The 14218-nt window shown below is 70.5% G+C and carries 14 protein-coding genes; 7 read left to right on the forward strand and 7 right to left on the reverse strand.

What is annotated here, in order from left to right; translation table 11 throughout:
- Positions 1-16: 16 nt before the first annotated feature.
- From ACFY6U_RS02595 to ACFY6U_RS02615, 5 genes are all read left to right on the forward strand, one after another.
- Positions 17-877 carry an ABC transporter ATP-binding protein gene (locus tag ACFY6U_RS02595; RefSeq protein WP_390034701.1) on the forward strand — a complete coding sequence of 287 codons (861 nt, stop codon included), beginning with the start codon at positions 17-19 and terminating at the stop codon, positions 875-877.
- Positions 874-1755 (forward strand): ABC transporter permease, encoded by an 882-nt coding sequence (locus ACFY6U_RS02600; protein ID WP_390034702.1) that lies wholly within the window; start codon positions 874-876, stop codon positions 1753-1755. Before ACFY6U_RS02595 ends, ACFY6U_RS02600 begins: the two co-directional genes overlap by 4 nt.
- 65 nt (positions 1756-1820) lie before the next feature.
- Complete coding sequence (locus ACFY6U_RS02605; protein WP_390034703.1) at positions 1821-2915, forward strand: ABC transporter substrate-binding protein; 1095 nt, start codon at positions 1821-1823, stop codon at positions 2913-2915.
- Between the two features lie 85 nt (positions 2916-3000).
- Positions 3001-3567, forward strand: coding sequence for an ABC transporter ATP-binding protein (locus ACFY6U_RS02610; protein ID WP_390034704.1), 567 nt, complete (start codon positions 3001-3003; stop codon positions 3565-3567).
- Complete coding sequence (locus ACFY6U_RS02615) at positions 3554-4285, forward strand: winged helix-turn-helix domain-containing protein (protein ID WP_390034705.1); 732 nt, start codon at positions 3554-3556, stop codon at positions 4283-4285. The genes ACFY6U_RS02610 and ACFY6U_RS02615 overlap by 14 nt, the downstream gene beginning before the upstream one ends.
- A 187-nt stretch (positions 4286-4472) precedes the next feature.
- On the opposite strand, the gene ACFY6U_RS02620 is transcribed toward ACFY6U_RS02615, so the two are convergent.
- The 5 genes from ACFY6U_RS02620 to ACFY6U_RS02640 all read right to left on the reverse strand — a co-directional run bounded on the left by ACFY6U_RS02620 (position 4473) and on the right by ACFY6U_RS02640 (position 8871).
- Complete coding sequence (locus tag ACFY6U_RS02620; RefSeq protein WP_390034706.1) at positions 4473-5330, reverse strand: hypothetical protein; 858 nt, start codon at positions 5328-5330, stop codon at positions 4473-4475.
- A gap of 154 nt (positions 5331-5484) precedes the next feature.
- Positions 5485-5607, reverse strand: a complete 123-nt coding sequence (locus ACFY6U_RS02625) for a hypothetical protein (protein ID WP_390034707.1) — start codon at positions 5605-5607, stop codon at positions 5485-5487.
- Positions 5608-5645: 38 nt separating this feature from the next.
- Positions 5646-6920, reverse strand: a complete 1275-nt coding sequence (locus ACFY6U_RS02630; protein WP_390034708.1) for a hypothetical protein — start codon at positions 6918-6920, stop codon at positions 5646-5648.
- A gap of 38 nt (positions 6921-6958) precedes the next feature.
- Positions 6959-8227 carry a sensor histidine kinase gene (locus ACFY6U_RS02635; RefSeq protein ID WP_390034709.1) on the reverse strand — a complete coding sequence of 423 codons (1269 nt, stop codon included), beginning with the start codon at positions 8225-8227 and terminating at the stop codon, positions 6959-6961.
- On the reverse strand, positions 8218-8871 hold the full coding sequence (locus tag ACFY6U_RS02640; RefSeq protein WP_390034710.1) for a response regulator transcription factor: 654 nt from the start codon (positions 8869-8871) through the stop codon (positions 8218-8220). Before ACFY6U_RS02640 ends, ACFY6U_RS02635 begins: the two co-directional genes overlap by 10 nt.
- A gap of 299 nt (positions 8872-9170) precedes the next feature.
- Between ACFY6U_RS02640 and ACFY6U_RS02645 the strand changes: the two genes are divergently transcribed.
- The gene (locus ACFY6U_RS02645) at positions 9171-9599 is read left to right on the forward strand and encodes a BlaI/MecI/CopY family transcriptional regulator (protein ID WP_390034711.1); all 429 of its coding nucleotides are present in this window, start codon (positions 9171-9173) and stop codon (positions 9597-9599) included.
- A gap of 4 nt (positions 9600-9603) precedes the next feature.
- Positions 9604-10629 carry a M56 family metallopeptidase gene (locus ACFY6U_RS02650; protein ID WP_390034712.1) on the forward strand — a complete coding sequence of 342 codons (1026 nt, stop codon included), beginning with the start codon at positions 9604-9606 and terminating at the stop codon, positions 10627-10629.
- A 184-nt stretch (positions 10630-10813) separates the two neighbouring features.
- On the opposite strand, the gene ACFY6U_RS02655 is transcribed toward ACFY6U_RS02650, so the two are convergent.
- Together ACFY6U_RS02655 and ACFY6U_RS02660 are read right to left on the reverse strand one after the other, a co-directional pair.
- Positions 10814-11464: a phosphatase PAP2 family protein gene (locus tag ACFY6U_RS02655; RefSeq protein WP_390034713.1), complete on the reverse strand. Its 651-nt coding sequence runs from the start codon at positions 11462-11464 to the stop codon at positions 10814-10816.
- Positions 11465-11741: 277 nt separating this feature from the next.
- A complete protein-coding gene (locus ACFY6U_RS02660; RefSeq protein ID WP_390034714.1) occupies positions 11742-14198 on the reverse strand; it encodes a transglycosylase domain-containing protein in 2457 nt (818 codons plus the stop codon).
- Between the last annotated feature and the right edge of the window lie 20 nt (positions 14199-14218).

Here is a 14218-nt window from a genome sequence, read left to right on the forward strand (position 1 = left end):
AAGGAGACAGCCGCAGATGGCTTCACGCAACGATGCCGCGCTGAGCCCGGTCGCCGAGAGGGGCGGCCAGGACAGCGCGCGAGTCGAGATTTCAGGGCTCACCAAACGATTTCTGACCCCTGCGGGTGAGGTGTTCACGGCACTGCAGGACGTTTCGTTCACGGTGGAGCCCGGCCAGTTCTGCGCGGTGGTGGGCCCGACCGGCTGTGGCAAGTCGACGACGCTGGGCATGGTGTCCGGGCTCGACCGGCCCAGCGAGGGCTCGGTCAGGGTCGGTGGCCGTGAGGTGGACGGTGTCACCGACGGCGTCAGCTTCATGTTCCAGGCCGACGCGCTGCTGCCCTGGAAGACCGTGCTCGGCAACGTGCTGATGGGCCCCGTCTTCCGCGGGGTGCCCAAGCAGCAGGCCCAGGCGTCGGCACGCGACTGGCTGCGCCGGGTGGGCCTCACGGGGTTCGAGGACCGCTACCCGCACCAGCTCTCCGGCGGTATGCGCAAGCGCGTGGCCATGGCCGCGGCACTGATCAACGAACCGCGGATTCTCATCATGGACGAGCCGTTCGGCGCACTGGACGTGCAGACCAAGGCGATCATGTCGACCGAACTGCTCGGTCTGTGGGAGCAGATCCGCCCGTCGGTCGTCTTCATCACCCACGACCTCGACGAGGCCGTGGCGCTCGCCGACCGGGTCGTCGTCATGACCTCCAGCCCCGGGTCGGTCAAGGCGGTCTTCGACATCGACCTGCCCCGCCCGCGCGGCTCGGTGCAGGAGATCCGCTTCCAGCCCCGCTTCATCGAACTACAGCACCAGATCTGGGACTCGCTGCGCGAGGAGGTGGAGCGCGCCTACGCACGCACCGCAGGAGGTACGGCATGAGCACGGCGTCCGAAGTTTCCCCCGCTCCCGTCGAGGGCGGAGCACATCTCTCGGCCGGGGCCGCCGCCAAACGCGCTCGCCGGCGCCGCGTCGCCCTGGTCTGGGCCGGCCGCGTCGGCCTCGCGGTCCTGGTCATCGGAGGCTGGCAGGCGTTCACCACCTGGGGCATCGTCGACCCGTTCTTCTTCGGGCAGCCCTCCGGCATCGCCAAGCGGCTGGCCGATCTCTTCCGGCACGGCACCGAGTTCGGATCCTTCTACGCGAACATCTGGACGACGATCCAGGAGGCGCTCGCCGGCTTCGCCCTCGGGGCAGTCACCGGCGTGGTCTTCGGTGTCGCGCTGGGCCAGAGCCGCTTCCTCGCCGACGTCCTCGGCCCCTACATCAAGATGGTCAACGCGATCCCGCGGATCGTCCTCGGCTCGATCTTCATCGTCGCGTTCGGCATCGGCGTGCTGCCGAAGATCCTGCTCGCCGCGGTTCTGGTGTTCTTCATCGTCTTCTTCAACGCCTTCCAGGGCGTGCGCGAGGTCGACCGCAACATCCTCGCCAACGCCAGGGTGCTCGGCGCCTCCCAACTGCAGATCATCCGGCACGTCACCGTGCCCTCCGCGCTCACCTGGATCATCGCCAGCCTGCACAGCGCCTTCGGCTTCGCGATCGTCGGCGCGCTGGTGGGCGAGGTGCTCGGCGCACAGAGCGGCCTCGGCCTGGTCATCAAGACCGCGCAGAACAACTTCGACCCCAACGGCGTGTTCGCCACGATGCTCGTCATCTCGGTCATCGTGCTCGGCGCCGAGTGGGTGATCGGCAAGCTCGAGCACCGGCTGCTGGCCTGGCGACCGCCGGCCCCCTCCGAGGCATCCAACGCCCTCTGACCCGGCCCCTCCCTCCCCTCCCCCGCACTTCCCTGTCCCACCTCACAAAAGGAATGTGGCCTGCCATGTCCAGACGACCCGCCACCGTTGCCGCGTCTCTCCTCGCCGTTCTCGCCCTCGGCGCGGCCAGCGGCTGTTCCGGCAACTCCGCCGGCACCAACGCGAGCAGCGGCTCCGGCTCCACACCGACCGTCAAGCTCATGGTCGGCGGCATCGACAAGCAGATCTACCTGCCCTACCAGCTCGCCCAGAACCTGGGCTTCTACAAGAAGTACGGCGTCGACGTCCAGCTCAGCACCGAGCAGGACGGCGGTGTCGGCGCCGAGGAGGCCATGGCTTCGGGGCAGGTGGACATGGCGGGCGCCTGGTACAACCACACGATCGAGTTCCAGGCGAAGGGCAAGGCGGTCGAGGACGTCGTCCAGCTGTCCGGCGCACCGGGCGAGCGGGAGATGTGCACCAAGAAGTCGGGCGTCACCTCGGGTGCCGACTTCAAGGGCAAGACCCTCGGCGTCACCGACCTGGGCTCGGGCACCGACACGCTCACCCAGTTCCTGGCCGCCAAGAAGGGCGTCAAGACCAGCCAGTTCCACCGGATCGGGGTCGGCGCGGGCTCCACCGCCATCGCCGCCCTGCAGAACGGCAAGGTCGACTGCGTGATGACGACGCAGCCGACGGTCGCCGCGATCCAGAAGAAGGGTGTCGGCAGCTCCGCGATCGACCTGGCCACCACGCAGGGCGCCACGGCGGCGATGGGCGGCGCCTACCCCGCGGCCGGCGTGCTCGCCCGCACCGACTGGGTCGACTCCCACAAGGACACGGTGCAGAAGGTCGTCGACGCACTCGTCGCCACCATGCACTGGATCAACACGCACAGCGCGGCCGACATCGCGAACAAGCTGCCGACGTCGTTCGTGTCCAACCAGTTGGTGACCAAGGCCGACTACATCACCGCCCTGACCCAGGACAAGGGCCAGTTCCTCCCCGACGGCATCATGCCGGCCGGCGGCCCGAAGACCTCCCTGGCCACGGAGCAGCTCGTCGGGAACGTGAAGGGCGCGGTGGACCTCAGCAAGACGTTCACCAACGACTTCGCCTTCCGGGCCAACAAGACGGAGGGCTTCAAGACCACCACGACCCCGGCAGGGGCGACCGGCTGACCACCACCGGCACGGGGCCGCTCGGGTGACAGCCACCGGGGCGGCCCCGCCTCATGTCTCGTCCCCTTCGGCGGGAAGGAACAAGGTGAACGTGGCCGGGTGCCGGTTTGGCGAGACGGTCGCGGTCGTGGGCCCGTCCGGGGCCGGCAGGTCGACCCTGCTGGCGTGCCTCGCCGGACTCGACGAGCCCTCCGGCGGCGAGGTCCACGTCGACGGCGTACGGATCAGCCATCGCCCCGAGACCGAGCGCGCCCGGCTGCGGGCCCGGCACATCGGCGTCCTGCTCCGGACTCGCAACCTGCTTCCGCACCTCAGCGTGCGCGACAACGTCCGCCTGCCGCAGCGGGCGCGGGGGCGCAGGGCCCTCGTCCCGGCCGGGGAACTACTGTCCCGGGCCGGGCTCGCCGTCGCGCTGGCCAACTCCCCCGCCGTCCTGCTCGCCGACGAACCGACCGGTGAACTCGACGGCGAGACAGAGCAGTTGGCCCTTTCGATGGTGCGGGAGCGGGCCGCGGAGGGGTGCGCGGTGCTGATCGTCACGCACAGCCGGGAAGCAGTCCGTATCGCGGACCGGGTGATCACCCTGACGGACGGGAAGGCCACCGATAGCCGGCGGCAGGCCCACGAGGAGGCAGACGATGCCGTCGGATGAGGTACTTGTCAGCTGCGCGGACGCGGCCCTGACCTTCGGCCGGGGAGCTCAGGCGGTCGTGGCCGTGCACGGGGCCGACCTGGAGATCCGGGCCGGGGACCGGCTCGCGGTCGTCGGCCCCTCGGGGCCGGGCAAGAGCTCGCTGCTGCACCTGGACCTGGGACTGCCGGACATGGACGGCCTGGACGTCGCCCGGCGGCTGCGCGCCCGCCTCCCCGACCTGTTGATCGTGGTGCTGACGGCACGGACCGACGACATCGACATCGTCGCCGGGCTGGACGCCGGCGCCGACGACTACCTGGTCAAGCCGTTCAGCCTGACCGTGCTGCTCGCCCGGCTGCGGGCCCACCTCAGACGGCGCGTGGCGCCCGTACCGGCCCGGGAGCCGGTACGGCTGGGCGATCTGGTCGTCGACGTGGCGGCCCGCCGCTGCGCGCTGCTCGGCGTCGACGTCCCCCTGCGGGCCGAGGAGTTCGACCTGCTCGCGGTGCTGGCCGCGCGGGTCGGCGAAGCGGTCTCGCGCGAGACGCTGATGGCCGAGGTGTGGGACGAGAACTGGTTCGGCTCCACCAAGACCCTCGACGTGACGTTGGCGGGCCTGCGCCGCAGACTCACCGAGGCGGCGCAGACGGAGGGGAGGCAGTCCCGGCTGCCCCGGATCACCACGTTGCGGGGCCACGGCTACCGGCTGGAACAGCAGCCTGATCCGCCGGATTGAGAACCCGCCCGCGGCTCCCCGGGACGGCGCGCACCTCGCTGGTTCACAGTGCCGGGCGACGGGCGAGCAGCGCCAGGACCGGCAGCCGACCAGGCTCGGACCGTCGGCCTGGTAACCGGTGTCACGGCTGTGGCGTGACCGGCGTCCGCCGCCGCTCGGCCCGGTGACATGACCTGTCGTCAGTCGGCTACGCCCGCTCGCCGCGGGTCCTGTGCTCCTGGACGTGCGCGTAGGCCATGAGGCCGAGCAGGACGGCCAGCAGGACCGCGGAGGATCCGGGGGTACCCAGGTCGAGACCGCCCTTGGCGACCGGCTTGGTCAGGAAGTCGCCCGCGGTGGCGCCGAGCGGGCGGGTGAGGACGAACGCGATCCAGAACAGCAGGACGTTGGGCACCACGGGCACCTTCATCAGGGCGACCAGTACGGCGAGCACCCCGGTCACCAGCAGCGCGCCGCCCGCGTAGCCGAGGCCCGAGCTGTCGGACAGGAAGTCGCCCATGGAGGTGCCGAGCGTGTTGGAGACGAGGATCGCCGACCAGAACAGGGCCTCGCCGCGGAAGGTGACGATGTCACGGATCCGGAAGGTCATCCCGCTCAGCCTCCAGACGGCGAAGATGACCAGCAGGATCGAGATGAGGATCGCCGCGCCGACGGGATAACCGAGACCGAGGCCCTGTGGCCCCCAGCCGAGTGAGGTGGCGCCGCCGGACAGGTACCTGGTGCTGGCGTCGCGGTTCATGAAGTCGGACATCGTGGTGCCGGCCATGCTGGTCGACAGGATGACCGTCCAGTAGAAGAAGGGGTTGTAGCGGCGGGACCCGAGCTGGACGACGAGGGTCACCACGAAGACCAGGAACAGCGCGATCGTGGTGAGGAAGTAACCCAGCTTCAGGGTCTGGGAGAAGAGGTCGCCGGCCGTCTCGCCCAGGGTCGTGGCCGCGATCTTCATGATCCAGAAGGCGAGGGTGACCTCGGGCAGTTTCTTCATCACCGATTTCGTCGTGCTCGCGACGTCGGGATCGGTGAGGTCGTTCGGCTGCTGCAAGGTGGGGGGCTCCTTGTGTGGTCGCACGGCACGGCGCTCGCCCGGCTTTGGGGGCGAGCGCCGTGCCACGTGGGCGACCGCGGCGACGCGATCGCGATCAACGACCTTGGCAGCGTCGGCCTCAACACCTCCTGAACGTCTGCCCCGCCCCTGTTCAGGCGGCGTGGCGCGCGATGTGCTGCGGCTGCGCGAGGGCGACCGCGCCGATGACGAGGGCGAACAGGACCGCGGACAGCCGGTGGCCGAAGTCCGCGCGTCCCGGCCACGGCCTTGTCACGGCGGCGACTCCAGCGGAGTCGCCGCCGATCAGGTCCGTCAGCGCATGTCTGTGAGGAGGGTGTTGAGTTCAGCCTCCTGCTGCGCCGCCGGCATCGGCGCGTTGGAGTGGTCGATGCCGAAGGTCTTCAGGACCTGGTCCATCTGGGCGTCGAGGAACGTCCAGCCGGTGTTGTCCAGCGGCTGCAGCGTCGCTTGGTCGGCATCCCAGAGGTCTCGCAGGGACTGGGCGGCCGCGTGGGCGCCGGTCGCGTTCCCCGACTGTGCGTCCTTGAGCGAGGTCGATGCGAGTGCCTTCAGCGCGTCGACCTTCGCGGCCGGGAACTTCTTCACGGCCTGGCCGGGGGCGAGGTGAACGGTGGAGGTGGCGTCCTCCTCCGGCGCCGGGCCGACGTGCGGCCGGCTGTGCGCCCAGACCAGCAGGCCCACGGTGGCGACGGCGAGGAGGCCGAAGCCCGCCAGCGCGACGCGCTCCCTTCGGGGGTCGGCGGTGATCTGCGGGGTGTGCGTGGCGTCGTAGGTCTCGGTCACGTCGGAGCGCGTCACCGTCAGGTAGATGACGGTCGCCAGGATCAGGCCGAGGAAGATCAGGCTGGTGGTGAAGGTGCCCAGCGCGAGACCGGTCGGCTCGCCCGGCTGGGCGACCTTCGGGGAGGCGAGCCAGTCGCCGATGTTGGCGCCCAGCGGGCGGGTCAGGATGTAGGCGAGCCAGAAGGACAGCACCGGGTTCGCGCCGAACCTCCACAGCAGCATGATCGCCGCGATGAGGCCGAGTGGCAGCAGGACCGAGACGCCCGGGCTCCAGCCGGTGAGCTCGAGGGTCCAGTCGCCGGTCGCGGTGCCGAGCGCGAAGGTGACGAGAACGGTGAGCCAGTAGAACGACTCACGCGGCAGCGTGTTGACCGAGTGGATCGAAAGGGTGCGCTCGCGCAGCCACCACGCGCCGAAGACCACGGCGAGCAGGACCGAGAACACCGTGGTGCTGATCCACAGCGGTACGTTGAGCTGGTCGGTCAGGATGTCGGTGTACAGCGTGCCCGTGACACTGACAACGACCACGGTCAGCCAGTACGGGAACGGCACGTACCGCTTCAGCCGCAGCTGGACGCCCAGGACCACGACGAACACCGCGGTGAAGATCCAGGCCGTGTTCACCAGGCCGACGCCCAGCTTCATGTTGATCCAGTCGGCGAAGCTCTCGCCGACGGTCGTGCACAGGATCTTGATCACCCAGAACCAGACGGTGACCTCGGGAACCTTGTTCAGCATCAGCCGCCCACTGCGGCGTGTGCGGGCTTCGCTCGTCGTAGTCATGCGCCGAGGCTGGCCCGGCCAACCTGCACACAACCTGACTACGCGACCGCCTCCGCCGTGGGGAAGGTCACCTCGACGCGACCGTGGCCATCCGCGATCGCACGGACCGCCACTCCCGCGGACGCGGCGAGACGCTTGACCACGGCCAGCCCCAGCCCGTGCCCGTCGCCGCTGGTCACGCCCGCTTCGAAGACCCGGTCGACCTCTGCCGGATCGAACCCCGGGCCGTCGTCGAGGACATCGATCACGACGCCCTGAGGCTGGACGCGCCCCGTGACCCAGACGCGCGAACTCGCATGCCGCAGGCCGTTCTCCAACAGAGGTGACAGCACTGCCACGACGAGTTCGGTCGCCACGGCGACGTCGACGTCGGTCGGGACGGCGAGTTCGATGGAGCGACCGGCGATCGCCTGTCGCGCCGCCGCCCTGAGATCGCAGCGGGAACCGCCGTCGATCCGTGTCCGGGCGGCACCCAGAATCGTCGTGATCGCCGTGTTCAGGCGGTCGACCTCGGTCAGAACGGACTCCGGTGCCACCTGGTGACCGGAGAGCTGCGCCAGCTGTGCCTCGCCCCGCAGGGCCGTCAGGGGCGTCCGCAGCTCGTGGGCGATCTCGTCGGTGAGCCGGCGCTCGTCCGCGAGCGCGTTGTCCACACGGTCGAGCAGGCGATCGAGAGTCCGCCCGAGCTCCCCGAATTCATCCCGCGGAACCCCGAGGTCGAATCGGCGCCCGGGTTCGTGATCGCCCCAGTCGTCGGCGAGAGCGGCCATTTCGTGGACGACCCGCAGCGCACGGCCCACCACGAGGTGCGCGACGACGCCGGCGAGCAGGATCGCGATGCCGCCCAGCATGAGCGACATCGTCAGGCTGCGCTGCTCCGACGTCTCGTACGGCGTCAGATCCACCCGCACGACCACCATGACGTGGTGGCCTTCCAGCCGGATCGGCTGGGCGTACAGCAGGTGCCCGCCGACCGTGGTGGTCTGGGACTTTCCGGAGCCGACGAGTGCGTCAACGCGGTCGAGGACGCTGCCCGGCACGATTCCGTCGATGAGGTGCCCGTCGGCGTACACCCACGAGACCGTGTCCAGCGCTTCGTTGCCGCCCTCGATCAGCACGACGTGGCCACCGTGTACGGCTACGTTCGCCGCCACGGCCTCCGCACGTGTGTGCGCCAGAGCGTTCGCGTCGGCGTCGGTCACCTGGCTCAGCAGCACGTGCGAGACCACCACGAGCACGGCGACCACCGCTGTCGCGATCAGAACCGCCAGCGCGACGACCCTCCCGCGGAAGCCCGTCACTCCCATCGATAGCCCACCCCGCGGACCGTCGCCAGGCGATCGGCCACGCCCAGCGCACCGAGTTTCGTCCGTAGCCGGCGAACGAAGGAGTCAAGGGTGTTGTCGCTGACCTGCGCGCCGTGCGGCCAGCCCGCGGCGACGAGGGCGTGGCGGCGTACCGCGTCGCCCTGCGAGGCGATGAGCCTGCCCAGCAGACGGAACTCGGTCGGCGTCAGGCTCTCGCTCGTCGAACCGTGGGTCACGACATGTCTCGCCGGATCGAGAACGACGCCCCTCGGTGGGGTCGTCGCGGTTGTTCTGCGCAGCAGGGCGCGGACCCTCACCAGCAACTCCGGGATGTCGAACGGTTTCGTCATGTAGTCGTCGGCTCCCGCCTCGAAGCCGCCCACCTTGTGATGCATGCCGTCCAGAGCGGTGAGCATCAGCACCGGGGCATCGACGCCACGGGCCCGCAGCGCCAAGCAGACATCGCGGCCATCGGCGTCCGGGAGCCCCAGATCCAGGACGACCAGGTGAGGGAGCGGCTCAAGTCGCCGCAGCAGGCTGTCCGCGGTGGAAGCGACGGCGACCGTATGGCCGTCGTGCTCGAGCGCACGCTTGAGCACGTCACGGACCGCCGCGTCATCCTCACACACCACAATGAAAGCCACAGGCCGACCCCAGGTACTCCAGCGACAGTTCTCAGTTTTCTGGGCGGTCCCGCGTACTGGACGACCACAGGCACGGACCGGAAGGCTGCCCGCTTCCCGCGACGCCCCCACGGTACGCCCTGCCTCTACGTGACGTAGTAGCCGTTCGGGAATCGTCCGGTATCTCACATGTCGCCGGGCCGTCGGGCGGGACGGGAGAGGTGACGCCCTGGCGGTCTCCCGCATGGGCACGTCCTACAACAAGTAGGACATGGGCGGGTAGCCTGTACGCGACGACGCGAGGGAAGGCGGACGGTGGGGTGACGGGCCAAGGAGACGAGGAAGCCCACGAGGCATCCGGCAGGCGGGCGCGCGGCCAGCTGGAGAGCGATGTACTCGCCGCGCTCTGGGCTGCGGGCGGTCCGCGGACCGCGCGGGAAGTCCGGGAACAGCTGCCGGGCGACCTTGCCTACACGACCGTACTCACCATCCTGTCCCGGCTGCATGACAAGGGCATGCTGGTACGGCACCGCGAGGGCCGTGGCTATGCCTACGAACCGGCCCGCGACGAGGCGTCGCACACCGCCCAGCGCATGCACTCCCTGCTGACGGGCGGCTCCGACCGTCAGGCGGTGCTGGCCCGCTTCGTCTCGGAACTGTCCGAACAGGACGAGCACCTGCTGCAGCAGCTGCTGTCCGGGCACGACGACGTCCTCCCCGAGAGCCGGCGCCCGCCCGGGAAGCGGTGAGCAGGTGCTGATCAGCGTCTACATCCCGTTCCTCGTCACGGCGGCACTCGCCGTGCTCGCACCGCCCGTGGCGCACCGGCTGCCCCCGCGCCCGGCGGCCCTGGCGCTGGCCTGCGCCGCGCTGGTGACGGCGGCCGGATGGGCGGGATCCCTCGCCCTGCTGGCTTTCACCGGAGTGGCGCAGATCCCGCAGATCGCCGAGGAGGGCCGCTGGTCCGTGTCCGCGCTGCGCTCCCAGGACCCCGTCTACGCCGTGGTCGCGGCCGTCAGCACCCTGGTGCTCGCGGTGTGCGTCGTCTCCCTCGGCGTGGCCGCCGTCCGGCAGGGCCGCCACCTGCTCCGGGCCCGGCGGGAGTGTGCCGAGCTGCCCGGGCACACGGAGCTGGCCGTACTCGACGACGACGTCCCCCTGGCGTTCGCACTGCCTGGGGCGCCGGGCCGGATCGTCGTCTCCCGGGGGATGCTGCGCCGCCTCGATGGTGCCGAGCGCGAGGCACTGCTCGCCCACGAGCGGGCCCACCTCCGCGGACGTCACCACGTCTTCCAGAGCGTGTGGCGGCTCACGGCCGCACTGAACCCGTTGCTGCGGCCGGTGGCCGTCGCGGGCAACTTCGTCCTGGAGCGCTGGGCCGACGAGGAGGCCGCCGAGCGGGTCGGTGACCGTACGGTCGTCGCCCGCGCGGTGGGCCGCGCCGCCCTGGCATCCGCCGGTGCGTCCCGTCCCGCCGCGCTGGCCGCGACCGGCGGAGTGGTGCCGCAGCGGGTACGGGCCCTGCTGGCCCCGCCGCCCGCCCGCCGGAGCCTGCCCCTGCTGGCCGGCGGTCTGCTGCTGGCCGTCTGCTGCGCGAGTCTGGCCAACGCCGCCTCGGACAGCGACCGCATGCTGGACAGCGCGCAGTGGGCGCTGTGCAGGGCACATGCCGGCACCACCACCGCCGCGCCGACCGCCCACGACGGTGCTCCCGGGCACGGACCGGACGGCTGCTGTGCCGCCCCTGACCGTCCGGAGCACGGAGAGCGCCACTTCTGACCTGCCCGGCGCGCCGGTCCTCACCCCGTCGAGCGAGAGGGCCGGTCACGGGCGGGCGTGAGCCCGGTGTCGGCGCCCGGCCCGGCTACGCCGGGTCCGCGTCCACCGACACCGGCCGCCACGACGAGAAAACCGCGGCCGCCGTCCTCGTACGCACCATCCAGGCGGATGCCGGTCGCGGCGATCAGGGAGCCGGCGCTGTGGTGGCGACGAGCTGGGTCGTCAGCAACGGGCGCAGCGCCCCGTGGCTCAGGGAACCGACCAGCGGGGTGGCCCAGCGGGCCAGTGCCGAGCTGACGAGGAAGGCGACCGGGAGGGCGACGGCGGCGGAGCCGAGGACGTCGTGGGGGTAGTGGGCGCCGACGTAGACCCGGCTGAAGCCCTCCAGCAGGGCGAACACGGCGGCGACGGCGCTCAGCCGGCGGTCGAGCAGGAAGAGCGCTGCCACGGTCGCGGCGGCCACGGTGGCGTGCCCGCTGGGGAAGGCGTAGTCGGAAGGTGCCGGGCAGGTGTCGACCAGGTAGGCGTGGGGCATCGACCGGCAGGGCCGCGCCTCCGCGACGAGCTTCTTGACGACCTCGGCAACGGCGAAGGCCGTCAGGACGGCGACCGGCGCCGCCAGCGCGACCGTCATCGCCCGCGGGTCACGGCGCCGTGCGGTCCACCAGCCCGCGATCATGAGGATGGCGAAGACCCCGAGACCGAGGTCGGTCCACACCTCCATGGGCGTGTTGAGCCATTTGGTGTCACGGGCGAAGTCGGTGACCGAGGTGAACAACGAGCCGTCGACGCCGGATCCGTCGAGGGCCAGGTGCGCGGTGGCGGCCGCGGCCATAGGCAGAGGTCCTTCCGTCCTTGTGAGCGCGTCGAGTGCTCACGGGATGAGCGAGCGGCCATGGGGTCCGGGTTCTGTCACCGGTCGCTTCGCGCCTGCGAGGTGACACTCAAATGACGTGGCGACGAAGCCAGAGTGACCGCCAGGCCAATCTACTACATCTTGTAGACACAAGGCCCCCTGCGCGAACACGGCGTCCCCGGCCTGCCCCGCGGGTGAACGCTCGGGCCGGGAACACGCCGCCCGGCGCCGGCTGCGCTGTCGGTGTCCGCCCCGCTCAGGGCCCGCGGCGGCCGCTTGTCGGCGCCGGTGTGGTGCTCGTCGGCGTGGGTGTGGGTGAGGTGCTGCCGCCGGTCGTGCCGCCGAGGAGGCCGCCACCTGTACCGGCGGTGGTTCCGGTGGTGTCGGTCGGACTCGGGCTGACACAGTGCTTCCCGTGCCCGCGGCACGGTGCGGTGGTGGGTGTCGGGGTGGCCGGCGCGGTCGGGGTGGCCGGGGGTGCGCTCTGGGCCGCGGTGGCGGAGGGGGTGGGCGAGGGCGCGCCGTATTCGTCCGTGGACTGGCCCAGCGCGGGTGCGGGCGGGAACTGCTGGACGGGTTGCCCCTGGAGGGCGGCGGTCATGTAGCCGGTCCACACCTCGGTGGGCATGTCGGCGCCGAAGACCTTGGCGTAGCCGCCGACGCCCTGCATCGACTGGAGGCCGGCGTTCTTCGGGTCCTCCTTGAACATGCTCACGGCCGTGGTCAGTTGCGGGGTGTAGCCGATGAACCAGGCGGACTTGTAGTCGTCGGTCGTACCCGTCTTGCCGGCCGCCGGGCGGCCGAGGGCCTGGGCGTTGGTACCGGTACCGTTCTTCACTACGTCTCGCAGGACGTCGGTGACGGTGTCGGCGGTCGAAGCCGGCATGGCCGTGGTGCCCTTGGGCTTGTCGAAGCCGGTCAGCTGCCGGCCGTCGGCGACGACCTTGGTCACCGAGTACGGCTCGTGCTGGACCCCGCCGTCGTCGAAGGTGGCGTACACGTCCGCCATCCGGATCGCCGACGGTGTGGAGGTACCGATGTAGAAGCCCGGGGTGTCGTACTGCAGGCTCGTGCGCAAAAGCCCCGCCTTCAGGGCCTCGCCCTCCACGTTGTCGTAGCCGACGTACTCGCCGAGTTGGACGTAGGGGGTGTTGACCGACTGCTCCATCGCCTTGCGCAGGGTGATGTACCCCCACTTCGTGGACACGTCGTTGCGCTGGTGCAGGAGCCCCGTGGGGTCGTTCGCGTCCGGGAGCTCCTGGCCCTGCTGGTTCTTGATGGTGATGCCGTCGTCGCCGTCGAACTTCGAGGCCGGGGTGATCGGCGAGGCCGGCTGCCCGGGAGACAGGACGGCGCCGTGGTCGAGAGCGGCGGCCAGGTCGACGGGTTTGAAGGTGGAGCCGACCGGCACACCGGTCGCGTCGGCGTTGTCCGTCCAGTGCCCCTTGTTCCAGCCGGGCCCGCCGTACAGCGCGACGATCGCACCGCTCGACGGATCGATCGACGCCGCGCCGACCTGGACGTCCTTGTCGGCCGCGCGGTGCTGCGGATCGAGATGCCTCCGCTCCATCGCCGTGACGGACGCCGACAGGGCGCCGACCTTCTTCTTTTCGAAGGTGGTGTAGATCTGGTAGCCGCCGTGGCCCAGCTGCTGGTCCGTGAGGGACGTGTGGGCCTCGACGTATTTCTCCGCGGCCTGCACCAGGTATCCGGTCTGCCCGGCCATGCCCGCCGACGGCGCGTACGGCCTGGGCGTGGGGAAACCCGCCGCGAGGTACTGCTGTTCCTGGGCGCCGGTGATCTTGTGGATCTTGGCCATCCGGTCCAGCACGTACGTCCAGCGGGCCTTGGCCTGGGCCTTGGCCTGCGGGTCGCTGTCGGCGTGCATCAGCAGGCTCGGCTCGTTGACCGTGGCGGCGATGAAGGCCCCCTGGCTGACGTTCAGCTGGAAGGCGTGCACGTGGTAGTAGGTACGGGCCGCGGCCTCGATGCCGTAGGCGTCCCGGCCGTAGTAGCAGGTGTTGAGATAGCCCTGCAGTATCTGCTGCTTGGACAGCTGGTCACCGATCTTCAGGGAGATCATGATCTCCCTGAGCTTGCGGGTGACCGACTGGTCCTGGCTGAGGTAGGTGTTCTTCACGAACTGCTGGGTGATCGTGGACCCCGACTGCACCTCACCGCCCGTGGCCATGTGGTACACGGCGCGGAGCATGCCCTGTGTGTCGACACCCGGATCGGAGTAGAAGGTGGCGTTCTCCGCGGCGAGGAAGTCCCACTGCACCAGCTTCGGCACCTGGGCGAGGTCGACGTTCTGCCGGTTGGTCGCCCCCTGGGTGGTCATCACCGAGCCGTCCGACCAGTAGTAGGTGTTGCTCTGCGCCTGGGTGCTGGGGTTCGCACCGGGAATGGTCGTCGTGGCGTAGGCGTAGCCGAACAGGCCCAGCAGGCCGGCGACGAACAGCAGGAAGGTGCCGGACACCAGCTTCCACGACGGCAGCCACCGACGGAGGCCGCGTCTGCCCGTCCGCGGGTAGTCGATCAGGCGGCGCCGGCCGGAACGACCGGCGTCCGTACGTCGCGTGCGCTCCGCGCGGCGGGCGCGCCCGTCCCGGGACTGCGCAGCCCTGCGCGCCGCGGCCCGGCCACCGTGGTGCATGCCGTCGGAGCCGGACGGCGTGGTCCGCCCCGACGGTCGGCGCCGGTGTTCGCTCATTCTCGCCACTCCTCAGTCAG

Origin of the sequence: Streptomyces sp. NPDC013157 (assembly GCF_042899865.1) — a bacterium.
GTDB lineage: Bacteria > Actinomycetota > Actinomycetes > Streptomycetales > Streptomycetaceae > Streptomyces.